A 25,700-nucleotide genomic window follows, 5' to 3' on the forward strand; every position below is an offset into this window, starting at 1 on the left:
TCTATTCTTCCATAGCTTTATCTACTAAACATGAAACACTTTAAGTATAAAGGATAAATCATTTGAAATAAACCGTTTTCGCATTAGTTTTGCTTGTTTTTTATGAACAATATAATGATTTTTTCCCACAATAGTGAATGGTGGAGAAATCTCAAAATGATATTCCGTATCACGCAACAATGCCTTTGCTCTTCCAGCCATTAAATTCATCATTTCAGCCACCCCATCGAAAAGATCGCTGCATTCCAACTCGTAATAAGGGATTCCTGTCATATATGAAACCAAAATGGATGCTGTAGTTCTTGTCATGGTAACGGTAGCCATCCCATTCTTTTTCCCCAGCAATACCATGGCTCCACTGATTTCACAAGGATGAATCCCCGAAGGGTCACAGCTATCCTCTTCCGATTGATAATAGGCCATATCTTCTTCCATTTCAAAACCTGTCATGGTTCCCATAACCTCGGATACAGCTATAGAAAAAGCGCGATGATAGGCCTGTTCCTGTTCATTCATCATGATCCCCCTGACCCAAGCATTCTAGAATTTTTTTAATCAGTTCTTCCATACTAAAGGGTTTCACCACATAATGCTCAGCTCCCGCCTGAATAGCTCGCACAATATTCTCTTTTTCACTCTCAGTAGTCACCATCATAACTGGAATATGCTTAAAGTCTTTATTTCCCTTTATGAGTTGAAGCAACTCCATTCCATTCATGCCTGGCATGTTCCAATCTAAAAGAATCAAGCCAATCTCTTTGTGGTGATCCTCTAACACTTTTCTACCTTCTAATCCATCAGAAGCTTCTACTAAATCATGATTAAGTACCTCCACCGCTCCCCGAATAATTTTACGAACAATGGCCGAATCATCTACTGATAAAATTTTCATTGTTTTATCACCCCTTAACCTGATAGTATATGCCCTTCTCGAGTTGTTTGGATTCAAAATAGTCCTTATAATTTGGAAATATTTCTGAATTTCCAATAAACAAAACTCCTTGCGGTTTGATGCTTTGCGCTAATTTTTTTGTCATCTCCCGCTTAAATTCTTGAGAAAAATAAATCATAACGTATCGACAAAACACAATATCAAACCGGCCCATTGAAGCAAAGGAATTTTGCAGATTGAATTTCCTAAAGGTTACATGCTTACGAAACTCCTCTTTAAATGTCCATACACGTCCTTCATTAAGAAAATAGGTTTCTTTTAACTGTGGATCCAAACCACGCATAATAGAGATGGGGTCATAACGTCCTGCTTTGGCTATTTCTAAAATAGGTGCCGAAATATCAGTACCTAAAATCTCAAAATCATCTAGCGTAACATCTATCACTTTATTTTTTTTTAGATACTGATGAATAGTCATAACAGTAGAATATGCTTCCTGACCTGAAGAAGAAGCAGCACTCCAGATTCGAACTCTTTTTTTTGTTTTACGAATTTCATCAATATATCTGGGAAGGAGCTGTTTTTCTAAAATAATCCAGGGAGTTTTATCGCGAAACCATAGTGTTTCATTGGTTGTTATGGCATCAATAACTTTTTCGGATAGTTTAAGATCTCTATTTCTATAAAGCATTTTGTATAACTCTTCAAAGGTATCTAATTTTGTTTCAACGAGTAATTTAGTCAGTCTACTCTCAATTAGATATGCTTTTTCATCCCCAATGGCAATTCCACATTGTTCTTCAATGTATTTTTGAAAAAGGATAAACTCTTTATTGGATAAGGCTGCAACCAATGGCATCACCTCCCATGATTAACTATTTGTTGGATTCTGTCTGCTATATGATCAATAGCTAACACTTCGTCTGTTAACCCTGCTTCTTCGACACTTCGAGGCATTCCATAAACAACACAACTTTCTTCATTCTGAGACAAACAGTATACATGACACGCCTGCTTCAACAGTTGTAGTCCTCGCATTCCATCACTCCCCATCCCCGTCAGAATGACTACTAAAATTCTATGACCTCTATATTCTTCTGCAACAGTTTTAAACAAAACGTCTGCAGCTGGTCTCACTCCATTTACCATAGCCGTATCCAATAGACGTATTGTCTTTTTCCCATTATTCGTAGTAACAATCATATGTAATCCACCTGCTGCAATAACAACTTCTTTGGATTTCACCATCTGTTGATCTTTTGCTTCCACTATGGAAATTCCACTCTTTGCTTCAAGAGATTCAGCCAACACATTCGTAAAATGCGGTGGCATGTGCTGAACAACCAAAACAGGTTTGAGAAGAGGTTCTCTTATACGTTTAAAAATTTTTTCTAGAGCTATTGGTCCACCTGTCGAAGAAGCGATCAAAACCAAGTCGGGTTTGCTAAAGGTGTTGACTTTGGGGTAGTTTGTTTTTACAGGGGACTTACTATAAAGTGGTGAAGCGATGGTTTTTTGTAACATTTCTTTTGATTTTACTGTTTTCTCTAGTTTATTTGTATGGTTGTTTTCATATTTTCGAATCTGTATTTGAGCAAAAAGTATTTTTAACGTTCTTGTAATGGATTGCATATTTTTTTCCGGATCACTCCCAGAAGGTTTCATCACAAACTCCATCGCACCAAGTTCCAAAGCTTTCATGGTATTTTTAACACTATCGTTCCCATGGCCACTAATCATAATGACTGCTGTCGAAGGATATTCATTCTTGATGCGTTTCAATGTTTCAATCCCATCCATTTCTGGCATAAAAACATCTAATAAAACTACATCAAAAGGTTTTTGTTTCATCCACTCCATGGCAATAACACCATTAGGCGCTGTCTTATCCACTTGACATAGATCCGTTTTTTCCACAGCTTGTGTCAATATTTTCCGATATATAATCGTATCATCCACCACTAAAGCTCTTAATTTTGACATTCCATCACCTGATTTGTAGTATTTTTTAACCCTATGGCTCAAAGACAACTTCTGTATCCAACATTAATAGCAACTCATCATTCAGTTTTACTACTTCTTTGATAAATTCACCTTTAATCTCCTCTACATTGGCTGGTGTTTTTTCACACCAATCATCTTGTATATCAATCACATCACCCGTGCGATCAATCAAAAAACCAACTTGATGAGGCTGATTAGGAAGGGCTTTCAGAATAATACATGCCGCTTCATCATCGTCTTTACCGTCCTCTGCATCTAAACCTAGAATTTTGCCAAGGTGAAAAAGAGTTACTACTTGGCCTCGTAGATTCATTAGTCCTACAATATGAGGATCAGAGTCTGGCACTTCACTGAAATCTACTTTACGACTAATTTCTTTTACCAACTTAATATCCAAACCAAACATTTTGTCTTTCAGAAAAAAAGAAAGGGCTTTTCCTGTCATATGGCTTCACTCCTTTGCTCTATGGCTTTTTTAAGCGTTGACAGTATGGTGGCTTTATCTAATTTAAACTCATAAAAATTAAATCCAGCTTCAATTCCCATCTTTTTATCACCATCGCTCGTCATAGAAGTAAGCGCCACAACTGGCAAAGCTGCTAGGTCAGGGTCCTTTCTAATATTTCTCACCAAGTCTAAACCATCCATCACTGGCATCTGTATATCACTTAGTACTAGATCCACTGACTTTTCTTTTAGAAAGTCTAAGGCTTCCTGTCCGTTTTCTACGGTGTAGACCTGATATCCAGCCCATTCTAAATAATTTTTTGTCATTCGTGCAAAAAAAGGGGTGTCTTCTGCCAACAATATTGTTGTATCACCAAATTTATTTTTTAAACCTTCATTTTCGTACTCTTCTGGCGACACCATTTCAAAGAGTTCATATATATTAATTAATAATACAATTTGCTTATTAATAATGGTAGATCCTAATAGTCCTTTTCCTTTTATATCTTCCTGATTCAGCTTTAGACTAGTCATCAGTGTATCATGAATTTTTTCGATAATAATTCCAATGGGATTTTTTACTAGCTTGGGTATTATGACATATAGTTTGGATGGCTTATGATCCTTTTTGGTCACCGGAAGATAGTTTTCTGGCTTGACAACACGTAAAGCCTCTCCACGATGCTGGATATATTGCTTGTTTCCAATCTGCTCAATACTGGCGGAGCTGATTTCTTCTACCCGTGATACCAAAGACAAATCTATTCCAAAGGTTTCTTCTCCTGAGCATTTAAAAATTAACATATTTTGCATTTCTCTGAGTTCATTCATTTCTTCACTAGTTTCCTTTTCTGTAACTTTTGCTTGATCATCCATAAACCGTAAACTTGCTTTTGATACGATGCCCTCTGGGTCTAAAATCATGGCGGTTTTTCCATCCCCCATAATTGTAACTCCAGAATAACATTGACAACTTTTAAAAAATTTCGGCAGTGGTTTTACTAATATTTCCTCTTCATCATAGATGCGATCTACTACTAACCCAAAACGTTTAGAACCTACTTTTAGAACTAGTATACGTGTGATATCGTCTATCTCCTGATTAATTGTCTTTACCTTGTACCTATCCAAACCAAGTACTTGTTCCAAATACACAATAGGCAATAGTTTCCCTCGGAGCCTAAGCACTTGAGCATTGTGAACATACTCTATCTTCTTAGTTTCATCTCCAGCTTTAATGCGAACCATTTCCTGGAGATTTACTTGTGGCAAAGCAAATTTAAATTCATCTACTTCCACAATAAGCGATGGAATGATGGCTAATGTTAATGGCAAAATCATACGAAATGTTGTTCCTTCTTTTAACTTAGTGGTTATTTCCACAGTTCCACCCAATTTTTCTATGTTTGTTTTCACAACATCCATTCCCACACCTCGTCCAGAAACGTCTGTTATTTTATCTGCCGTAGAAAATCCAGGCATCATTAATAATTGTAAAACTTCTTGTTCGTTCATATTTTTTAAATCCGTTTCGCTAACAAGTCCTTTATCTAAAGCTTTATTTTTTATTCTTTCATCATCAACTCCAGCCCCATCATCAACGATATCAATGTGGACATAGCCGCTTTCATGATAGGCTTTTAGGTCAACTTGCCCTATTGGTGATTTCCCAAGCTTTCTACGTTGATCTGGCTTTTCCAGTCCGTGATCAACTGCGTTTCGAATTAAATGGGTCAATGGATCGCTCAGAGATTCAATGATGGATTTATCAAGCTCCACGTCAGACCCTTCAATATTTAACTCCACTTCTTTCCCTAGTTTTTTGGAAAGATCTCTAATCACACGGGGCATTTTATTGAAGACGTTTCCTACTGGCTGCATTCTAGTTTGCATTACTTTTTCTTGTAATTCAGTTGTAACCCGATCAATGTTCTGTAAAATGGCGTCTAATCCGGTTATTTCTTTTCGATGATCTTCAATGTTACGCAATAACTGATTTCTACCTAACACCATTTCGCTAGCTAAGTTCAATAAGTCATTCAATAAAGAAACATGCACCCGCACACTGTCCTCTACAGGACTAGAAGCTGCTGTTTTTTTAATTGCTATTTCCTGTGGATCTCTGGACTCTAATTCTAGAGCTTCTGTGTTTTCCTCTATAACCTCTTTCATTATCTCCTCTGTCTCTAGTTGATCCTCTAATTCTACTTTTTGAGTAGTTTCAAAATCTACAAGACCCTCTTCTGGAATCCTCTGACCCAAATCTTCAGCCATATCTTCTTTACTAAATTCTTTTTCTAAGTCCAATACTTCAATGGATTTTTCTTCGATATCCAAAGCAATGGGCAACAATTTTTTTTCCAAAACCGTTGTAAAGACAAAAGAAAAGTAAACATCTGAATCCATGACAGAATCTAAATCTTTGATGTCACTAATGTCTGTGTATGAATCGATAATCTCTCCTACAGATTGAACTTTTTTAAAGAAGCGGACTGGACTAATATCTTTTGCGCCGATATCTCGGTTAATGCCAAGACGCACCCGATAGAGATAATGCCCATGCTTTTTTGCTTCTTGGATTTGATCTCTCTGTTTAGAGTTGATTTCCAAAATTGTTTCTTTTGTTTCAGTATTGGTAACCGTAACGCCCTCTTTTTCCTTATCCATAGTATTAGTTGAATTTCCCTCAAGTATGGTGATCATGCTTTCTACTAACTGATGAACATCATAGTCATGACTGTTAAAAATATCCTCCACCATGGCTTTCAATTGATCGTTTCCGTTCAATAATAAATCCACCATCCTTGAGTTTGGTTCAATTTTATCATTTCGCACTTCGCCTAAAACATTTTCCATAACATGTGCTAACTCAACAATTCGATCTAAACCAAAAAAACCAGCTGTTCCTTTGATGCTGTGAATAGACCTAAAAATATTATTGATGTTATCTTTGTTCATACTTCCTTCTTCCATAGCCAGCAGTCCAGATTCGACCATTTGCAGGTGGGATTCCGCTTCCTCAATAAACTCATTAATAAACTCTTCATTTTGAATCAAGTTATTCACCTCTCCATCTTTGGTCTTAGTCCTTACTCAATGGAAAAAATTTTATCTAAGCGGATAATATTAAATAGATCTTTAATCTCCTGACGAGCACCAATTACTGTTAATTTTTTTTCATAGGGTTCCAGAGATTTATATATGCCTATAATAAAAGTGATCCCAGTAGAATCTATGTATTCCACTTGAGATAAATCCGTCACTACTTGATCATAATTTACCTCTTCATCTAGTGAATTTTTTACTACTTCTTTCAATTCTTTGATGCTTTGTGCAGTCAGATTTTCTTCAAATTCAATCACTATTTTTGTTGATTCTTTGCTTATTTTCATCCTTGACCCTCCCAATCATAGTATGCAATTACTCTATTTTTTTCTACAGACAGCACAAAACCTAATTCATTCAAAAGCCATAAGCCACGCTGCCTTGTTTCTAAAATGGATCTCTCTGTTTTTTCCAGTGCATCTCCAAAACAAAAGCCCGATCCATCATCCTCCACAATAATAGTGAGGCCTTCTTGTTCACATTGAATCGTGCACACCACCTTTTTATCAGGATTAAATTGGTTCCCATGTTCTACCGCATTATTAAGTAGCTCACGCAGTGCAAAATTTATGTGAAAGGACTGATCTGAAGTAATATGGGAATGCTTTTCTTCTACGTATGCTGTCAAAAGCATGGCATAGCGATCCGCCTCTTTAAAATCAGATTCAAGTTCTATGGTATATGCTTCCATGACTACACCGCCTTTATAAACAAGTCATTGATAAATCTTAAGAATCTTTACAATAGAATCAATTTCATTCATAAAAACATCCACTAAAGTCGGATCAAAATGTTTTCCTCTCTGCCGTTGTATTTCTTCAATGACTCTTTCAATAGGCCATGCGTTCTTATAAGGGCGATCAGAGGATAGTGCATCAAATACGTCGCAAATAGCCGCGATACGTCCTACTAATGGAATAGATTCGCCTTTGGTTCCAAGAGGATATCCACTTCCATCCCATTTTTCATGATGACTAAGGGCAATCACTTCCGCTGTTTTAATAAAATCTGATTTGCCTCCTATTAAAATCTGTCCCCCTATAGAGGTATGTTTTTTCATCAGTTCCCATTCATCTATAGTTAGTTCTCCAGGCTTAAGAAGAATTCTGTCTGGGATCCCTATTTTCCCAATATCATGTAGTGGAATTGTAAATCGTAACCGATTGACCTCTTCTTGGTTCATGCCAAGTTTTTTCCCTATTCTTTCTGCATAAAGACCAACTCGTAAATCATGATTGCCCGTTTCATTGTCTCGAAACTCTCCAGCTTTCGCTAAGCGAATTGCCATTTCCATTTGAGATGCTTGCAATTCCTGTGTCCTCAAACTTACTTTTTCTTCTAAAGTGCTTTTCTCTGCATTAATTTTATTATACAAGATGCGTGTCTCAAGAATATTCCTGATACGATTAAGGGTTTCTGTTTTTTCAAAGGGTTTGCCTAGAAAATCTCTTGCTCCCATAGAAAGTGCTTTATTTTGATTGATCATGTCATCATTTGCTGTCAGAACCAGTACTGATAAAAAACCATTTTCTTCTATTTTTTGCAAGCCTTCCATAATATCAAAACCATCTAAGTGCGGCATCATTAAGTCTAGCAAAACGATATCTGGCTTCATATCCAAATAAGCAGGAATCGCTTCTCTTGAATCCATCACAGATTTAAAATTTGTATACCCACCGCTTCGCAGCATTTTTTCTATAATAAATATATTGGTTTTCAAATCATCTACTACCAAAATTTTAGCTTTTTTTATAACCGCATCGCTTAACATGACATCCCCCTGAGATACCAGAATAATAATTTCGATGATTAAACTCGTGTTTATTTCTACCCAATATGAAAGCAGGCTAACAAATGCCAATATATTTACTATAGTTTTATCGTTTTCCACTTTCCTTTTTGATAGCGTATTGTCATCAAAAATGCTTCAAGCACATACTGCGTTACCGAAATCCACCAAACATAAGTTACTGGAAGATCAAAAACAAATACAGCCAAAAAAATCAAAGGCAAACGTACTCCTAAATTGGTGATAAGAGACACGCAAAAGGGTCCTTTTGTATCGCCAGCGCCTTTTAAGGCTCCTGAAGTAACCATGGCTATGGCTATGGGTATCTGTTCAAAAGCACCAATTCGAAGACATTCCGATGCCAATTCTACTGTATCAATCTGATTGCTGAAAAGCCGCATGATTTGAAAAGGAAACACAAAAAACATAGTACCTATAGATCCCATTAAAATAGCTGCTAGCAAAATTGATCGCCTTGTACTTTTAAGAGCCATATCTAGGTTCCCTGCACCCATTTGCTGCCCAACCATGGTTGCCGCTGCAACTGCAAAGCCATACCCAGGCATAAATGAAACTGATTCAGCTGCAACAGAAAGAGAGTGGGCTGCATATGCAACAGTTCCCAGCTGAGCAATCCAGAAGGAAGACAACAAACGACTTCCCTCATTCATAAACACTTCCATTCCAGCTGGCACACTAAGTTTTATGAGTTTTTTCAATTTCTCCAGTTCAAATAAATGCATTTCTCTTAGCCTGAGCTTTATTTTTCCTTTGTGGCTAAAAAGAAAATAAAAAGTCACCATAGCTCCTAATATTTGCGCTGTACCCGTTGCAATTGCAGCTCCTTGAGAGCCCAGTTCCGGAAAACCAAACTTACCAAAAATAAGGACATAGTCCGCCATAATATTAAATACGTTGGCAAAAACAGCAGAAAGAAAAGGCACAAAGGTATTTCCGCTTCCACGAATAATTGCATTTCCAATCATTTGAGGTATGAGAAAAAAAACGCCAATAAGAACAATTCGAAGATACATGGACCCTATGGCAACTACCTCTGGATCTTTTACCAAACTTCTAAAAATCCAGTTGGAACTCACCATTCCAATACTTCCAACGACAATACTTAATAGAATACCAATACTAACAGCCTGGGATGCCAACTTGGATGCTTCTTTTTCTTCACCGGCCCCTATGTGTCTAGCAACCATGGCTGTTGCACCAATGCCTAATGCACCAAAAATCATAGCTGTTGTAAACATCATATGTGCACCTAGATTAACTGCAGCAATGTCCGCTGCAGTTAATCTACCTACCATAGCTGTGTCTGCTGTCCATACCAATGTATGCATCAACATTTCCAAAATGGCAGGTCCAGCTAGAACCATTATTTGAGCTGTAAGAGATTTGCTTTTTTTGATCATATCCACATCCTCCGTTACATAATCATGCTATAATAATATTATAGTTAGTTTTTTTAGTATACCACAGCATCAGAGAACATTCATTCCAGTATTATTAGAAAGGGTGTCGAAAATGATAAGAGCTTTTATTTTTGATCTGGATGGTGTCATTGTAGATACAGCTAGATATCATTACCTAGCGTGGAAGAGGCTAGCAAATGAACTCGAGTTTCATTTTAATGAATCTCAAAACGAATTGCTCAAGGGAGTCAGTCGAAGGGACGCTTTGGAAATATTACTTGAAATTGGTGATATCCAAGAAACTGAAATGCAAAAATTAGAATGGACCCACAAAAAAAACCAATGGTATCTTCATTATTTAGAATCCCTAACGTCAAAGGATATCTTACCAGGAGTACTTAATTTTCTTCTGGAAGCCAAGTCATCCCATTACAAAACAGCCCTAGGTTCTTCTAGTAAGAATGCTAGGACTATTCTTGATAAACTGAGTATTATTGATTATTTTGATTTTATCGCCGATGGTACCATGACCACAAAAACCAAACCAGATCCTGAAGTTTTCCTTATGGCAGCGGAGGGATTGCAGTGCAAAGCAGTGGAGTGTTTAGTGTTTGAGGATGCACAAGCCGGAATCCAAGCAGCACACAGGGCTGGGATGAAAGTCGTAGGCATCGGTTCTCCTAGGGTATTAAACCAAGCGGATATGATCATTCCCAATTTTCGTAACCTTCATATCCATCACCTCAAAAAATTATGTCAGTGATTTTTCTGTTACTGGATGAAAAAAATGCATCTTATCCTGCCTCGGTTTAATAATTACATGTTTATTGACAGAAACGACAATAGACGGATCCACACGGGCAACAACACTTTTATCTGCCTTTATTTTCAAAAATAGATATGTTTCCGATCCTAAAAGCTCTGTCACTTCTACTAAGGCTTTGTTGTCAACAGGTTCATCCTGTTTGATATCGGGAATGGTTTCCACATTCAGATGTTCTGGCCTAATTCCCATTACTATTTGTTTCATAGGTTCTTTAATGGATTTCAATCGAGCCGACCGTTCCTCTTGTATCCTTATTTTCCCACCCGCATATACAAAGAAAAGTTGTTCATATTCTTCCTGTAGCTCACCTTCAATGAAGTTCATCTGCGGAGATCCTATAAACCCACCCACAAACATATTTTCAGGATACTCATATAAATTAGTAGGTGTATCCACCTGCATTACGTACCCGTCTTTCAATACAACAATACGTGTTCCCATCGTCATAGCTTCTGTCTGATCGTGAGTCACATAAATAAAGGTAGTTTTAAGTTTCTGATGAAGCTTGCTAATTTCTGCTCGAGTTTGTACCCTGAGCTTGGCATCTAAATTCGATAGAGGCTCATCCATCAAAAACACTCTAGGGTCTCTAACAATCGCTCTGCCCAATGCGATCCTTTGTCTCTGTCCACCGGATAATTCTTTCGGCTTTCTATCCAAAAGCTCTTCTAATCCAAGTATTTCAGCTGCAAACCTAACACTTTTATCAATCTCCTCCTTCGGAACATTTCTCAACTTCAAACCAAATGCCATGTTTTCATAATTGGTCATATGAGGATATAGAGCATAATTTTGAAACACCATGGCAATATCTCGATCTTTTGGTGAAACATTATTAACCAATCGATCTCCGATATAGACTTCTCCGCTCGTAATCTCTTCCAATCCAGCTATCATCCTCAAGGCCGTTGATTTTCCACATCCGGAAGGACCAACAAAGACAATAAATTCATTATCTTCAATGTCTAGATTCATATCATGCACCGCATGAAATCCATTAGGATATATTTTATTAACGTTTTTAAGCTTTAATCCTGCCATTTTAGTCACCTCTTTTCAAAAGTTTTTATTGGTTTTTCAACTGTTAGCCTAAAATATTCTGCTTGATGGCAAATATCAATTCCTTTCCCTTTCACTAATTGATAGATTGATTCCTCATTAGATATGCTTACTTTTATCACGGTACCCAAAAATACCACTTGAAACTCATAAGAATCCCAGCCATCTGGAATACGAGGAGTAAAATGAATTTGTCTTTCTTGTGTTCGCATACCAGCAAAACCATTGACAATCCCCATCCATGAACCACCCATAGCTGCTGCATGAATACCATGCTTCGTGTTGCCATGAAGATTATCCAAATCTAAACGAATATTCTTTAAAAATAATGCTTCTGCTTTTTCCATTTGTCCAATTTCTGCATAAAGAATGCTAAAAATAGAGGTTGATAGTGAAGAATCGTGGGTTGTAATGGCATCATAATAATGAACATTAGTATCTTTTTCTTCTATAGTAAACTGTTTGTGGAGTAGAAACATGGCTAAAATCAAATCCGCCTGCTTGCAAACTTGATGTCGGTAAATATCCAGTGGATGATAATGCAGCAACAAAGGATACTGTGACGCTGGAGTCTGTTGGAAATTCCAAAGTGCTTTTTCCATAAAATCATCGTCCTGTGGAATAATTCCTTTTTTATTCTTGGAAGGATAGTACATTTTTTCACTAGCCTCTTTCCACAAGTTACGTTCTGATTCTTCCAATTCAATTTTTTTTGAGAGCTGTCGATACATCAATGGATCATTTTCTTTTAATCGCTGGCTATACTCCCATGCAAATTCCAGATGATGACTTGCCATAAGATTTGTAAAATAATTGTTATTTACCAACGCTGAATACTCATCTGGACCAGTAACAGTATGAATGACAAACTGCCCTTGTTTTTCAACAGAAAAGTGACCAATAAGCATCCATATTCGGGCTGTTTCCAAAAGGATTTCTGCTCCATATCGATGCATAAAGTCTTCATCTTCAGTAGCTTCCCAATACTTTTTAATAGAATATGCAATATCTGCATTAATATGATATTGCGCAGTACCCGCTGGATAATAAGAAGAACATTCTTCGCCAGAAATAGTTCTCCATGGATAAAGAGCCCCCTTTTTTCGAAACAGTTTCCATCCACGTTCTCGGGCTTTTGGTAAAATATGATAACGAAATTCCAAAAGTTTTCTGGCAATTTCTGGTTGGTTATATAAGATAAATGGCATCATATATATTTCTGTATCCCAGAAATAGTGACCTTGATATCCTTCTCCTGTCAATCCTTTAGCTGAAACATTGGTTTTTCCATTTCGCCCCGTAGCTTGAAGCAACTGAAAAAGATTATATCGAATTCCCTGCTGTATTTTTTCATCTCCAAAGATCGAAATATCTACTTGATTCCAGTAGCGTTCTAGCCATTTTTCTTGACTACTAGCCAAAAAATCCCACTGAAGACCCTCGCAGTTCAGCATTTGTTTTTCCCAAAAATGGATCAATTTATCTTTTTCATCCCATTGATCCATCCTATAAAACAGTTCTTTCTCTAGGGAAATTTCAACAAACCTTCTGGCTTTTATATTGTATCTGTTTTCTAGTAAATCACCCATTATATTTTGAACAGATGTATATGAACATTGGGTGGTCAATCTGTTCTTCGCAGCACTTAGTAGTATCAAGCCTGAATTCTTAGTGCATTGTAGTACCATAGCGTTTTCTTCATCTTGAAATGACTCTACAGTGTTCAGGGCTTGTGCGTTCATATTAGACCCAAACCTAGGGTCTTCTGCAGCTTGCTGGTTTTTTACATTACCGTCTAGCATAGAACTAATTTGAATTTCTCCATCAAAATCCAACGGTGTAATCGTAACACGAAGAATCGCTTTATTAGGAGTTGAAAAAGATACTAATCTCTCCCATTTTAACTGCAAAGTCTTTCCTCTCGGTGACTTCCAAGTCACCAGTCGAGTTAAAATGCCAGTCCTGAAATCCAAGTTTCGACCATAGGCCATTATTTGCCCTCTACTAAGACAAAACAGTTCATTTTCGATATATAGATTGACTCTTTTACCATTAGGAACATTGAGTAGAGTTTCATTATGGGTAGCGTAGCCATAGGCAGTTTCATCATAATGAATCGGTGTTTTTTCATAGAAACCATTGATATATGTCCCTTCCATCGTGGAATTTCCCACTCCTCCATACCCTTCTTCAAAGGTGCCTCTAAATCCCATATATCCATTGCCTTGAGCAAATATAGTTTCTTTTAGATCGTTATTGTTTCTTGGATATGTTTTTTCAATAATCTTCCATGGATGAATTTCTTCATGGGTCCATATGGATGATTCAGGTGTTTTCATAGATGCAGTGCCTCCAATTAAATAATAATTGTATTTAATATGTATAACTGTCCGACAAAAAGCCGGACAGTTTGAAGCCTTAATAAATTAAGTTTATTCTATTTCAAAATCTGTGATATCCTGTAAATCCAACTCTAGCTCTTCTAAAGCCGCTGCTGCATCCATGTTTCCATTCAGTACATTATGAACAGAACGGAAAAAAGCAGTGGATACTGCATTATAATTAGGAGCACTAGCAGTAGAAGGCCTTGCAACAGCATTCGTGAATACGTCATAAAGACTTCCAAAAAATGGAGCCGCTTCTAAAACATCTTCATCTTCATACAACTCCATGATAGTTGGGTTTAGGGATCCATCAACAGCTCTCATTTTTTGCATGTCGTAGGAAGCCATAAACAAAGCGACATCTGCTGCCACTTCAGGGTTTTCACTATATCGACTGACCGCTAACTGCCAGCCTCCTAAGGTTGCAGCTGGCTCACCATTAGCTCCAGCTGGTAAAGGACTTACATCAAAACGATCTTTTACTGCACTGTCATCTTCCTGTCCTAGGCTATAAGCATAGGGCCAATTTCTCATAAATGCTGCATTTCCGCCTTGCCAAATTGCACGTGCATCTTCTTCCGCCATGCCAGTGATCCCTTCTGGAGAAATACTGCCTACCCAAGTAGCAGCCATATCAATAATTTGTGCTGCATTTTCATTGTTAATCGTAATGAGCCCTTCTGGACTAATGATGCTTCCACCATCATTAGATGCAATCCATTCTAATGCGTTACAGGTTAAGCCTTCATAGGCATCACCCTGCCAAACGAATCCAACAAAGTCCTGATTCCCGTCTTCTCTTTCTCCTTCCTGGATTATCTCAGCCTGTTGTGTCAACTCTTCCCAGGTTTTCGGTGGCTCCAAATCATATTTTTCCATCAAGTCAGTTCTGTAATACAGCAAACCCGCATCTGTAAACCACGGTAATGCTACCAATTTCCCATCAACTGTATTGTTCTCTACAATAGCTGGAAAATGGTCTTCGACTACTGCATCTCCTCCATACTCATACAGATCCACAAAATGTTCAGCTAAGTCCCCTGGCCAAATAACATCGATTTGATATACGTCTACTTCAGAACTTTGCGCCTCAAAGAACTGAAGATATAAACCAAGTCTATCCTGAGCCAAGTCTGGGGTATCCAGTACTTCCACTACCACACCAGGGTTGTCATCCATATACATCTGAGCAGCCATTTGTGTTAATTCTAATTCCTGACCAACAGCTCCAGCGGCAATGGTAACCACAACATCTCCTTCAACTGCTTCTACTACTGGCTCCTCAGCAGGTTTTTCTGCTGGCTCTTCATCTGTTGACCCACAACCTGCAAGTAAGCTCACCATTAAGATTACTACAAGCAACATACTTAAATAAGTTTTTTTCTTCATAACTTTTTTCCCCCTTTTTCTTTTCATTCATCCTCATTAATGTGTAATCAACTTCTTGCTCTTTTTTAGGCATCCCCCCCTTTTTATAACTTTATAAATCCATTTAGTACTGCTATTCTACCCCTTTACCGCACCTGCTGTCAGGCCTGCAACAATTCGACGCTGGAAGAAAAGCACCAATAATACAATGGGTACCGTCACCAATACAGCAGCAGCCATTATTTCTCCGAAAGGTTCCTGTCTAGCTACAGCACCAGTAAAATAAGCAATGGCCACTGGAACCGTTCTAGCCGTTGGCTCGATAGAGGTAAACGTTAGCGCAAACAAATACTCATTCCACGCAGCAATAAAAGCTAGTAGCCCGGTTGTCACCATGGCTGGAGCTGTCAATGGCAACATTATTTTATAGAATGTTTGAAAAGGCGTAGCTCCATCCACCTGAGCTGACTCCAGCAAGGCCATAGGAAGCCCGCGAAAAAAAGAGGTTAGCACCCAAGTAGTAAACGGTAATGTAAAGATCATATAGGACAAAATAAGACTGACTAGTGCTGGTAAAGACAAAGCTCTTATAACTGCATATAAGCCAGCTAGAACTGTCACCTGAGGAAACATGGTCATGGCAAGAATCAGATAAAGGGTTGGTTTTTTCCCTCGAAACCGTAGTTTTCCAAGGGCAAAAGCTGCAAAAGACCCTGCTACTAGGGCTAAGGCTGTGGTGGAAAAAGCAATAATAGTACTATTCATAATTCCACGAACAAATTGTTGATTATCAAAAATAACACGGTAATTTTGAAGAGTTGGTGCTATTTCACCTGTTGCTGGATCTCTAGGCACCATTGTTGCTGGTGTCATTTGTAATTGAGCTTCAGTTTTTAAGGAAGAATTGATCGCCCAATAAAAAGGAAATAGCAGATAGATAAAAATAATCAGCAAAAGAGTGTAAAATCCTAGCTTCAATAATGCTTGACGGAAGGTTTTACGTGGTTTCATCCATCTCAACTCCTAACGATTTAATATAGATGATGGCAAATCCAAAAATGATAATAAAAATAATCACACCAATGGCAGAAGCAAGTCCCATGTTTCTATTCCCTATAAGCTGAAAATAATTGTAAGTGGCCATTGAGTATTCACTTTGACCAAGCAGAACTTGGAAAACATCAAAAACTCGAAGTGCATCTAAAGTTCTAAAAATCAATGCAACGGCCATGGCAGGTTTTAACAGAGGGAATGTAATGCTAAAAAATTGTTTTACTGGACCCGCACCATCAATAGCTGCAGCTTCATACAATTCATCAGGTATGGTTTGTAGCCCCGCTAAAAGCAACAAAGCCATAAAAGGTGTTGTCTTCCATACATCTACCGCAATCATTGCAGGTAGCTGATAGGTGCTATTGGCTAAAAAAGCAATGCTTCCATCTGTCAAATCAAAACGGTCCAACAACATATTAAACATACCCGTCCTGTTGGGTGCAAGCATCCATTCCCACATGCGGGCTGAAACTACTGTAATAACAGCCCAAGGAATAAGCATTGCTGTCCGGGTTGCTCCTTTACCTTTAAAGTTGCTATTCACTACCAACGCAATACCCAGGCCCAGTACTAACTCTAAGAAAACAGAAATAACTGTAAAGGTTACAGTATTTTTAATAGCATTGATAAAGTCTACGTCTGTTGCTCCTAAAACATACTGATTGCCCATAAAACGAAACTGCTTATATTCTCGATACCGAACTGGTTCTCTAGGAAGCACATCTATAGGTCTTTCGTAAATCAGCTTTCCAGTTTTTTCATCCATAAGCAATTGATTTGTATCATTATCTACTTGGGGTTCCAGTTTCTGAACCGTCATACTCAACAAACGACGATAATTATCAAATCCAACAAATTGTGTTTCTTGATCGCTTGCAAATTGTCGGTCTGTAAAACTCGTATAAAATACCTGTCCTAAGGGGTAAATGGCAATCAAGAGCAGTATAATCAATGTCGGTACCAATAGTTTATATGCAGTTCGCTCCTCTTTTTTTGCAAAATCAGATTTCTTGGAGTTTTTCAACCTTTTCCCTCCTTTGCATTCAATCTTTTATATTGAATAAAATGGATCATATTCTGCGTAGGATTACTCAGCCATGATTGATAACTAGAAAAATCTTGGTTCCCATCATACAAATGAGTTGTTTTTTTGTTTTTCGCAATAATATTTGCCATAGAATCCTGATAGGTTTCTGCAGTCGAATGCCAAGTATAGTGCTCTCTTACTCTACGAAGTCCCTTCTGATGAAATTTTTTCCACTCTTTAGGTTGTTTCAACAAAAATAACAATGTTTCTGCGATCATCTCAGAGTTTTCTGGATCAACCAATACACCAAATTTTTCGTTACCCTCTTCCAGAATTTCTTTACCACCTCCATTCTTCGTTACTACTACAGGTAATCCACAAGCCATGGCTTCAATGGTCGCTAATCCAAAAGGCTCATAGAGTGAGGTTAGACTAAAAATTCCACCTTGAGAGGCCAAAGCCCTATAACATGCAGCCAGTTCCTTTTGACTGCTTAATTGAATAAAAGCAACTTTACCCTTCAACCCATGTAATTCAATAATTTTAAGTATTTTCATAATTTCTGCTTGTTCTTCTTCTTTAAGGCCCTTTATAGTATGATATGGATTTTCAGTTCCCCTGACTGCCAGTAGTAAATTGGACTTCTTTTGAAGTTCAAAGTTATTTGCATAAGCATTTACTAGTCCTAAAACATTTTTTTTAGGATCTAACCGACTAGATGCAATGGTAATAGGTAAAGATCTTCGGTTTTCATGGAAGTCTCTCCTCTTTACCTTATTCAATTTTTCAAAATCCTGATCTTCAAAGTAAAATAAATTCTGATTGACACCAGGAGGAGCTACCATAAATTCTCTAGTCTGATTTTCAAAAATATCACGGTACATCCCATGTTGGTATTGATTGGTTTTTTCCTGAGAAGTGCTGACGAATCGTATGCTTGCATTCTCCATTGTTATTCGCTCAGCATGAATGCGCTTAGCAAAGGCATATTGATGATTTATGTCTTCAAAAGTACATGTAGAAATATTCATTTTATCCATTTTTTGTGCCCCCAAAGAGTGCGCCGTAAATGAAAATGGAATCCCTGTGGCTTCCTTCATCATCACAGCAGAAATTCCTCCATCTCCATAATGAGCTGTCACAAAATCTGGCCAGTTGTTTTCTTTTTGATAGTAATGAAGAATGCCCTTTACATATTCTGGTAAATAGGGCCATAACAACTCTTTGCGTAAGAACATATCACCGCCAAAAGGAATACGAATAACTCTTAAACCTGTATCTGGGTATGTTTCTACTTCTTTCCCAAACTCTGGCCAATTTGAATCTTTGATTAAACGAGTGAAAATATCTACCTCATGACCTTTCGCTTTCAAAGCATTAGCAAGTTCTTTTACATACACCAGTTGTCCACCAAAATCTGGATGCTCTGTCCAGTAACTGTCTTTGGAGTCAAAATTTCCCTGTGGATTCAGAAAAGCTATTCGCATAGTAAATCCTCCTCAAGTTCAGTGGGTAAGGGTAACTTTGCAATGGCACCAACAAACCCAAGTTTATATCCAGCCGTATAGCTGCCACTTATCAACGCATCCCGTACTGTTTGCTCCAGTAATGCAGAGGCAAAAAAACCTGCCCAAAAAGCATCGCCGGCTCCTGTAGTATCCACTACAGTTTCAGCATAAGACGGCAATTGAATTACCTCTCCTCCTGAATAGGCGGTTAATCCTTTTTCTCCTTGCGTTAAAATAATGGTTACATTCTCCTTTTCACTTAAAGTCTTAAACTCTTCTTCTAAATGCTCATTTCCTTCCCAAATATTTTCTGCATCCACTTCAGATGGTTTAATAATATCCACTAAAGGCACTATGTTTTCTCGAATCCAAATAGGACCATTGTGGTTTTTTTCCCACAAATTTTGCCTAAAATTCGGGTCAAAAGTTATCAGTTTTTGTTTAGATTTCGCATATCGAACTAAATCTATAGTGATCCCTCTTATTCCTGGCATTGATAATGCCCAAGCTGTAAAATGAAAAATTTTGCATCGATCTATTAAGCGGTAATAGTCTTCTTTCTCCACCAAGCAATAGTCTGCCTTTCGTACTGGCAAATATTTAGGATTTCCCATGCTTTTAGTGATAAAAATCATGGATGTTGGCTCTTCTACTTGCTGGAGTCCTTCTATATTAACCTTCCGTTGCTCCAAAAATTCTTTGATATAGGAACCAAATTCATCCTTCCCTACACTTGCTATGACTCCAGTTTTAAAACCCATCCCAGAGAGATTCACAGCAATATTTCCTGGTGATCCACCAAATACTTTTTGAAAATGTACGGCTTTCTTTAGCTCCGTCACATAATCTGTTGAAATAAAATCTATAAGTAACTCCCCTAAGGTGAGCACATCTAGATCTCCATCACATAAACTAATTTTTTCATCTAATTTCATCTACTACACCTCCAACGACAGGAGATTTTAAAGTGCTTTTTCTGAATATAACCGTATGCGGCAATACAATATTGTTTTCTAACATCGTTTTATCTTCAATCTTTGCCATCAATATTTGAGTAGCAACTTTTCCCATTTCCATAATTGGTTGACGTACAGTAGTGATGGAAGGAGAATAATAAGTCGCCATAGGGATGTCATCAAAACCTGAAACTTCAACATCTTCAGGTACTCGATAGCCATAATCTGTCAAGCATTTTATAGCACCTATAGCCATTAGATCACTAGTGGCTACCATAGCAGTAGCCCAACGGTTATTTTCCAGAAAATTCCGCACGGATTTGTATGCATTTTCAATTTTAAAGTTGCTTCGCAACACTAAATGATCCTCTATTGACAGGTTAAACAGTTTTAGAGCATCTTGATATCCTCTAAATCGTTCATAACCAGATGTCTTATCTGTTAATGGAGCACGAATCACCGCAATACGCCGATGACCACGATTTAAAAAAAATTTTGTCATTTCAAAAGCAGCAGCATAATTATCGATATCCACACTGTAACTATCTAAATCTCTACACCTACGATTCACAAAGGTGACAGGCAACTTGGTTTTAATAAAAAATTTCCGATGTGATTCTGTCACTTTTGATGTCATAAAAACAATGCCATCTACATATTTTTCATGAAACATATTTAAGTGTTCAAGCTCTTTTTCATGGCTGTGGTAAGTATGACACAGCAAAATACTAAAATGATATGCTTGAATAACGTCTTCAATTCCTCTCACAATTTCAGCAAAAAAAGGATTGGTGATATCTGGTATCAATACCCCTATAAGACCAGTTTTTTTATGTACTAATCCTCGCGCCATGGGGTTAGGTCTAAATTCAAGTTCAGAAATGGCTTTAAGCACTTTTTCTTTTTTATCTAAGTTTACTGGTTTGGAGTTGTTAATAACACGAGAAACCGTTGATTTTGAAACACCAGCGAGTTTAGCAACTTCATTAATGGTTTTTTTCATTATTACCATACCCTTTCAGGAAATCGGTTTCCTAGTTTTTATTATAGAGTTCTTTCAATTAATTGTCAAAGGATTTTTAGATTTTTGTCAGAATATTCCAATGCGTTGTACGGATGTTCAAATTGGTTAGAACCCTGTTTATCCAATATTCATTGAGGTATAATAATTACATAACCAAAAATAAAGGAGCGATAATATGAGCCATAAAGTTGAATGTACATGGATCGAAAATATGGTGTTTGACGCTAATTTAGATGGACACCACGTCATTATGGATGCTAGCCCAGAGGTAGGAGGCGAAAATAAAGGGGCTCGTCCTAAGCCATTACTACTAGCCAGCCTTGCAGGTTGCACTGGAATTGATGTTGTTTCTATATTAAAGAAAATGCGCATTGAATTAGAAGGCTTTAGAATGGAAATTGATGCAACACTGACTGAGGAAGACCCTAAAATTTACGATAAAATTATGCTCACTTATTATTTTAAAGGCAGAAATCTTCCTCTAGACAAATTAGAAAAAGCAGTTCACTTATCCGAAGAAAAGTATTGCGGCGTTTCCGCAATGTTAAAAAAAGCAGGTCTGATCGAGTATCAAATTATAGTTGAATAAGCTATTCATCATTAATAAATGGGAGGGATTGTATGCATAAAAAGTTATTCATACCAGGACCCGTAGATGTAGCCCCTGATGTATTAAATAAAATGGCAACTCCTATGATCGGTCATCGAAGCGAGGAAGCCAGTCATTTGCAGCGAAGCATTTCTGAAAAAATGCAGAAACTTATGTTTACAAACAATCAAATTATGCTATCCACCACCTCCGGTAGCGGTTTAATGGAAGGTGCTCTACGCTCCTGCACACAAAAACGTGCTGCGATTTTCTCCGTAGGAGCTTTTGGAAAAAGGTGGTATGAAATGGCAATAGCCAACGGCATAGCCGCTGATATTTTCGAATCGGAAATGGGTCATCCCACTACACCAGCAATGGTAGAAGAAGTGCTTTCAACAAAAAAATATGACCTCATCACCATCACTCACAATGAAACTTCAACAGGCATTATGAACCCCGTAGAGTCTATCGCTGATGTGATTAAGAAATATCCAAACTTGATTTTTGCCTTGGATACTGTTAGTTCTATGGCTGGAACCAAGATTGAAGTAGACAAACTTGGGGTGGATATTTGCATCACATCTACACAAAAAGCCCTAGGCCTTCCTCCAGGTATGGCCATTTGTTCTATCTCAGAAAGAGCTGTTGAAGCAGCAAAAAAAATCCCTCATAGAGGGTATTATCTGGACCTGCTGACTTTGTATGAATATATCAAGAAGAAAGATCATCAATATCCCTCAACCCCTTCTTTATCTCATATGTTTGCTCTAGACTACCAGTTAGATCGAATTTTTGAGGAGGGTTTAGAAAATCGGTTCCAGCGTCATCTTGAAATGGCCCAATATGTCCGCAGTTGGGCAAAAGAACATTTTGATTTGTTTCCGGAAGAAGCCTTTGCTTCCAACACTTTAACCACCATTCGAAATACGAAAGAAATCAATATTACCGATTTAAACAAATCACTTGGCCCAAAAGGGTATGCCATTTCGAATGGATACGGTTCCTTAAAAGAGAAGACCTTTCGTATTGCTCATATGGCTGAGACTACACTTGACGATATCAAGATACTACTAAAAACAATCGACAACATTATCCATTAATGCTAGTTATTGCTAGGAGGAAATTGTATGAAGGTCAACAATAAAATGAGAGTACTTGTTGCAGATGATATTGCACCAAATGCATTGAAATTGTTACAAGAATCCTGTTACGAAGTAGATACACAAAAATACAGTTCAGATGAGTTGAAAGAACGCTTGAGAAATTACCATGTTTTAGTAGTTCGCTCCGCTACCCAAGTACGTAAAGATCTTCTCGATGCAGTTGAAGGATCACAACTCCAACTGATTATTAGAGCTGGCGTTGGATTGGATAATATTGATGTCTCCTACGCAGAGTCCAAGGGAATCCAAGTGAAAAATACACCAAACTCTAGTATTACTTCTGTAGCTGAACTCGTCTTGGCGCATATGCTCTCATTGGCAAGAAATCTCCACCGCTCTAACATCACTATTCGGCAAGGAGAATGGCCAAAAAAAGAATATAAAGGCATGGAACTATTAAATAGCACTTTAGGTATCATTGGTTATGGTCGAATTGGACGAGAAGTTGGTTATAAAGCTAATGCCCTTGGTATGAAGGTTCAGTTTTACGAGATACAGGAAATTCAAAATGCAAAAAACGCTACCCAAGTTGATATGAATACCTTGCTATCCACTTCAGACTTCATCACACTCCATGTTCCTGCATTACCCGGTAAGCCACCTATTCTTGGAGAAGCAGAGTTTCAAAAAATGAAAAAAGGTGTTTATCTATTAAACTGTGCCCGAGGAGGTGTTCTTTCTGAAGAAGCTCTTCTAAGAGCAATTGATAATGGGATTGTTGCTGGCGCAGGATTAGATGTTTTTGAGAAAGAACCGCCAGAGAATAGAGCTTTACTTGAGAATGAGCATATCTCATTTTCACCTCATATAGGTGCCAATACATTTGAAGCACAGGAACGAATCGGTAGGGAACTGGTAGACATCTTACTTGATTTATGCGAAAGGAGCATATAAAAATGAAAATCCGACCCTTTAAAGCACTTCGTCCTGATCCAAGCTTAGCTTCAGAGGTTGCATGTCTTCCCTACGATGTTATGAATACAGAGGAAGCCGCAAAAATGGCTAAAGGAAATCCAAATAGTTTTTTACACGTAATTCGATCAGAGATAAGTCTTCCCAAAACATCCAATCAATATGACCATTTAGTATATCAGCAGGCCAGAAGAAATCTATCTAACATGATAAAAAAACAAGTTCTAATACAGGATGAAGTTCCTTCTTTTTATTTGTATCAACAACAAATGAAAGGACGTCAACAACTAGGAATTGTTGCTTGTCATTCTATTGATGATTATAACAATGGATTTATAAAAAAACATGAATTTACTCGACCAGAAAAAGAACAAGATCGTATACGTCACTTTGATGAATGCGACGCTCATACAGAACCTATTTTTCTAACTTATCGAAGTAATGAGCTTTTCACTAAATTACTCCACCAATATGCCTCCACCCATGAACCTGTTTATGATTTTGACACCGAAGATGAAATTCAACATACCTTATGGGTTATCGATGAAGAAGACTGGATTCATCGCATCGCTCAAACTTTCGAGGATACTATTGCGGCTCTTTATATCGCAGACGGGCATCATCGTACCGCTTCCGCCTTCAAAATAGGGATGAAACGACGGGATCAAAATCCTAATATGGATCCCAATGATGAAAGCCAATTTCTTATGGCTGTTTCATTCCCCCAGGAAGACCTTTATTGCATGGAATATAATCGGGTAGTAACGGATTTAAATGGAATGACACCAGATGAATTATTAGCTAAACTAGCTGAACATTTTGAGTGTGAACCTTTAGAACATCCCTATAAACCTAAAGAAAAACATGAATTTGGAATGCTGTTAAATAAAAACTGGTATCGATTAATTGCGAAACCACATACTTACCTTGATAATGATGTGATTCAGCAATTAGACGTATCTATTTTACAACACTATTTGCTTCAGCCAATTTTAGATATTATTGATCCTCGAACGGATAAGCGAATCGATTTTGTGGGTGGCATCCGAGGAATTGAAGAGTTGGAAAGACGAGTTCAAGAAGATATGCAGCTTGCTATTTCCATGTATCCAACCACTATAGACGATTTATTGCAAGTAGCGGACGAGGATAAAATTATGCCCCCTAAATCAACTTGGTTTGAACCAAAGCTTAGAAGTGGTATTTTTATTCATCCCTTCATCTAATATTAAAAAGGAGCCTATCGGCTCCTTTTTAAATTCGATTAATGTCGAAAGGGGTTTCTTGGTAGACATAATAATTGAGCCAATTTGAAAACAGTAAGTTTGAATGAGCTCTCCATGTAACGACTGGCTTCTTACTTGGATCATCCTCAGGATAATAGTTTTTTGGAACTTCAATATCCAAACCCGCATTCACATCTCGATCGTATTCAGCTTTTAACGTCATCGGGTCATATTCTGAATGACCCGTTACAAAAATGCTTTTTCCATTAGCTGTAGTGGCAATATACACACCGGCTTCATTTGACTCTGATAGTATTTCCAGTTCTTTTACCGACTCTATATCTTCTCTTCTTACTTCTGTATGCCGAGAATGCGGAGCCCACACTCTATCATCAAATCCTCGCAGCAATCGGTGATTGACAGAAAGAATTTTGTGATCAAATACGCCAAATACTTTTTTCTCCAGCGGATATTTGGGAACACCAAAATAATGATACATTGCTGCTTGTGCAGCCCAGCAAATAAAGATGGTGGAAAAAACGTGAGTTCTTTTCCACTCCAATATATTTTGTAATTCTTCCCAATAAGAAACTTCATCAAAGGGTAATTTTTCTACTGGGGCCCCTGTCATAATCATCCCATCAAACTTTTCATTTTTGATTTGTGAGAATGTTTTATAAAATGCCCTCAAGTGTTCTTGTGAGGTGTTTTTAGATGTATGAGTTTCTGGATGCAAAAAAGTTACATCCACCTGTAATGGAGAATTTCCAAGCACCCTTAACAGCTGTGTTTCTGTCGTAATTTTTGTTGGCATCAAGTTAAGAATAAGGATTTTAAGTGGTCTAATATCCTGTGAATACGCTCTAGTTTCATTCATTACAAAAATATTTTCTTTATTTAATGTTTCGTAGGCCGGAAGATTGTCTGGTATTTTTACTGGCATGGTT

Annotated in this window: 24 protein-coding genes; 5 read left to right on the top strand and 19 right to left on the bottom strand. The window is 37.6% G+C overall.

The features are described from left to right. Window positions 1-24 precede the first annotated feature (24 nt). The 10 genes from ACZ47N_RS00995 to ACZ47N_RS01040 form a co-directional block, all read right to left on the bottom strand. The gene (locus ACZ47N_RS00995) at window positions 25-516 is read right to left on the bottom strand and encodes a chemotaxis protein CheX (protein ID WP_464887277.1); all 492 of its coding nucleotides are present in this window, start codon (window positions 514-516) and stop codon (window positions 25-27) included. Then, window positions 509-892 (bottom strand): response regulator, encoded by a 384-nt coding sequence (locus tag ACZ47N_RS01000; protein ID WP_464887278.1) that lies wholly within the window; start codon window positions 890-892, stop codon window positions 509-511. Before ACZ47N_RS01000 ends, ACZ47N_RS00995 begins: the two co-directional genes overlap by 8 nt. A gap of 7 nt (window positions 893-899) precedes the next feature. Next, a complete protein-coding gene (locus ACZ47N_RS01005; protein ID WP_464887279.1) occupies window positions 900-1,745 on the bottom strand; it encodes a CheR family methyltransferase in 846 nt (281 codons plus the stop codon). Window positions 1,746-1,750: 5 nt separating this feature from the next. Further along, window positions 1,751-2,875: a chemotaxis-specific protein-glutamate methyltransferase CheB gene (cheB, locus tag ACZ47N_RS01010; RefSeq protein ID WP_464887280.1), complete on the bottom strand. Its 1,125-nt coding sequence runs from the start codon at window positions 2,873-2,875 to the stop codon at window positions 1,751-1,753. Between the two features lie 31 nt (window positions 2,876-2,906). Then, on the bottom strand, window positions 2,907-3,341 hold the full coding sequence (locus tag ACZ47N_RS01015) for a chemotaxis protein CheW (RefSeq protein ID WP_464887281.1): 435 nt from the start codon (window positions 3,339-3,341) through the stop codon (window positions 2,907-2,909). Further along, complete coding sequence (locus ACZ47N_RS01020) at window positions 3,338-6,400, bottom strand: hybrid sensor histidine kinase/response regulator (RefSeq protein ID WP_464887282.1); 3,063 nt, start codon at window positions 6,398-6,400, stop codon at window positions 3,338-3,340. Before ACZ47N_RS01020 ends, ACZ47N_RS01015 begins: the two co-directional genes overlap by 4 nt. A 32-nt stretch (window positions 6,401-6,432) precedes the next feature. Continuing rightward, the gene (locus ACZ47N_RS01025; RefSeq protein WP_464887283.1) at window positions 6,433-6,735 is read right to left on the bottom strand and encodes an STAS domain-containing protein; all 303 of its coding nucleotides are present in this window, start codon (window positions 6,733-6,735) and stop codon (window positions 6,433-6,435) included. After that, window positions 6,732-7,139: an ATP-binding protein gene (locus ACZ47N_RS01030; protein ID WP_464887284.1), complete on the bottom strand. Its 408-nt coding sequence runs from the start codon at window positions 7,137-7,139 to the stop codon at window positions 6,732-6,734. Before ACZ47N_RS01030 ends, ACZ47N_RS01025 begins: the two co-directional genes overlap by 4 nt. A gap of 24 nt (window positions 7,140-7,163) precedes the next feature. Then, window positions 7,164-8,219, bottom strand: a complete 1,056-nt coding sequence (locus ACZ47N_RS01035) for an HD-GYP domain-containing protein (protein WP_464887285.1) — start codon at window positions 8,217-8,219, stop codon at window positions 7,164-7,166. Between the two features lie 98 nt (window positions 8,220-8,317). Further along, entirely contained in the window at window positions 8,318-9,658 is a 1,341-nt protein-coding gene (locus tag ACZ47N_RS01040) for an MATE family efflux transporter (protein WP_464887286.1), read from the bottom strand. Between the two features lie 112 nt (window positions 9,659-9,770). Between ACZ47N_RS01040 and pgmB the strand changes: the two genes are divergently transcribed. Beyond that, window positions 9,771-10,421, top strand: a complete 651-nt coding sequence (pgmB, locus tag ACZ47N_RS01045; protein ID WP_464887287.1) for a beta-phosphoglucomutase — start codon at window positions 9,771-9,773, stop codon at window positions 10,419-10,421. Here pgmB and ACZ47N_RS01050 read toward each other — a convergent pair. From ACZ47N_RS01050 to ACZ47N_RS01085, 8 genes are all read right to left on the bottom strand, one after another. Further along, entirely contained in the window at window positions 10,410-11,525 is a 1,116-nt protein-coding gene (locus tag ACZ47N_RS01050; protein WP_464887288.1) for an ABC transporter ATP-binding protein, read from the bottom strand. The two genes, pgmB and ACZ47N_RS01050, sit on opposite strands and share 12 nt — an antisense overlap. Before the next feature lie 5 nt (window positions 11,526-11,530). Beyond that, window positions 11,531-13,882, bottom strand: coding sequence for a glycoside hydrolase family 65 protein (locus tag ACZ47N_RS01055; protein ID WP_464887289.1), 2,352 nt, complete (start codon window positions 13,880-13,882; stop codon window positions 11,531-11,533). Between the two features lie 93 nt (window positions 13,883-13,975). Beyond that, window positions 13,976-15,316: an ABC transporter substrate-binding protein gene (locus ACZ47N_RS01060; protein ID WP_464887290.1), complete on the bottom strand. Its 1,341-nt coding sequence runs from the start codon at window positions 15,314-15,316 to the stop codon at window positions 13,976-13,978. Between the two features lie 117 nt (window positions 15,317-15,433). Further along, the gene (locus ACZ47N_RS01065) at window positions 15,434-16,306 is read right to left on the bottom strand and encodes a carbohydrate ABC transporter permease (protein WP_464887291.1); all 873 of its coding nucleotides are present in this window, start codon (window positions 16,304-16,306) and stop codon (window positions 15,434-15,436) included. Then, on the bottom strand, window positions 16,293-17,372 hold the full coding sequence (locus ACZ47N_RS01070; RefSeq protein ID WP_464887292.1) for a carbohydrate ABC transporter permease: 1,080 nt from the start codon (window positions 17,370-17,372) through the stop codon (window positions 16,293-16,295). Before ACZ47N_RS01070 ends, ACZ47N_RS01065 begins: the two co-directional genes overlap by 14 nt. Further along, window positions 17,369-18,862 (bottom strand): glycosyltransferase, encoded by a 1,494-nt coding sequence (locus tag ACZ47N_RS01075; RefSeq protein WP_464887293.1) that lies wholly within the window; start codon window positions 18,860-18,862, stop codon window positions 17,369-17,371. The genes ACZ47N_RS01070 and ACZ47N_RS01075 overlap by 4 nt, the downstream gene beginning before the upstream one ends. Further along, entirely contained in the window at window positions 18,853-19,818 is a 966-nt protein-coding gene (locus ACZ47N_RS01080) for a carbohydrate kinase family protein (protein ID WP_464887294.1), read from the bottom strand. The genes ACZ47N_RS01075 and ACZ47N_RS01080 overlap by 10 nt, the downstream gene beginning before the upstream one ends. Continuing rightward, entirely contained in the window at window positions 19,805-20,842 is a 1,038-nt protein-coding gene (locus tag ACZ47N_RS01085; RefSeq protein WP_464887295.1) for a LacI family DNA-binding transcriptional regulator, read from the bottom strand. The genes ACZ47N_RS01080 and ACZ47N_RS01085 overlap by 14 nt, the downstream gene beginning before the upstream one ends. Window positions 20,843-21,038: 196 nt before the next feature. Between ACZ47N_RS01085 and ACZ47N_RS01090 the strand changes: the two genes are divergently transcribed. The 4 genes from ACZ47N_RS01090 to ACZ47N_RS01105 are packed head-to-tail and all read left to right on the top strand — an operon-like array spanning window position 21,039 to window position 24,753. Then, on the top strand, window positions 21,039-21,452 hold the full coding sequence (locus ACZ47N_RS01090) for an OsmC family protein (protein WP_464887296.1): 414 nt from the start codon (window positions 21,039-21,041) through the stop codon (window positions 21,450-21,452). 32 nt (window positions 21,453-21,484) lie between these two features. Continuing rightward, window positions 21,485-22,552: a pyridoxal-phosphate-dependent aminotransferase family protein gene (locus tag ACZ47N_RS01095; protein WP_464887297.1), complete on the top strand. Its 1,068-nt coding sequence runs from the start codon at window positions 21,485-21,487 to the stop codon at window positions 22,550-22,552. Between the two features lie 27 nt (window positions 22,553-22,579). Next, window positions 22,580-23,509: a D-2-hydroxyacid dehydrogenase gene (locus tag ACZ47N_RS01100; RefSeq protein ID WP_464887298.1), complete on the top strand. Its 930-nt coding sequence runs from the start codon at window positions 22,580-22,582 to the stop codon at window positions 23,507-23,509. Window positions 23,510-23,511: 2 nt separating this feature from the next. After that, complete coding sequence (locus ACZ47N_RS01105) at window positions 23,512-24,753, top strand: DUF1015 domain-containing protein (protein ID WP_464887299.1); 1,242 nt, start codon at window positions 23,512-23,514, stop codon at window positions 24,751-24,753. Between the two features lie 28 nt (window positions 24,754-24,781). Here ACZ47N_RS01105 and metA read toward each other — a convergent pair whose 3' ends face one another. Further along, window positions 24,782-25,696 (bottom strand): homoserine O-acetyltransferase MetA, encoded by a 915-nt coding sequence (metA, locus tag ACZ47N_RS01110; protein WP_464887300.1) that lies wholly within the window; start codon window positions 25,694-25,696, stop codon window positions 24,782-24,784. Window positions 25,697-25,700: the final 4 nt, after the last annotated feature.

The sequence above is a fragment of the Tindallia texcoconensis genome (assembly GCF_055383815.1).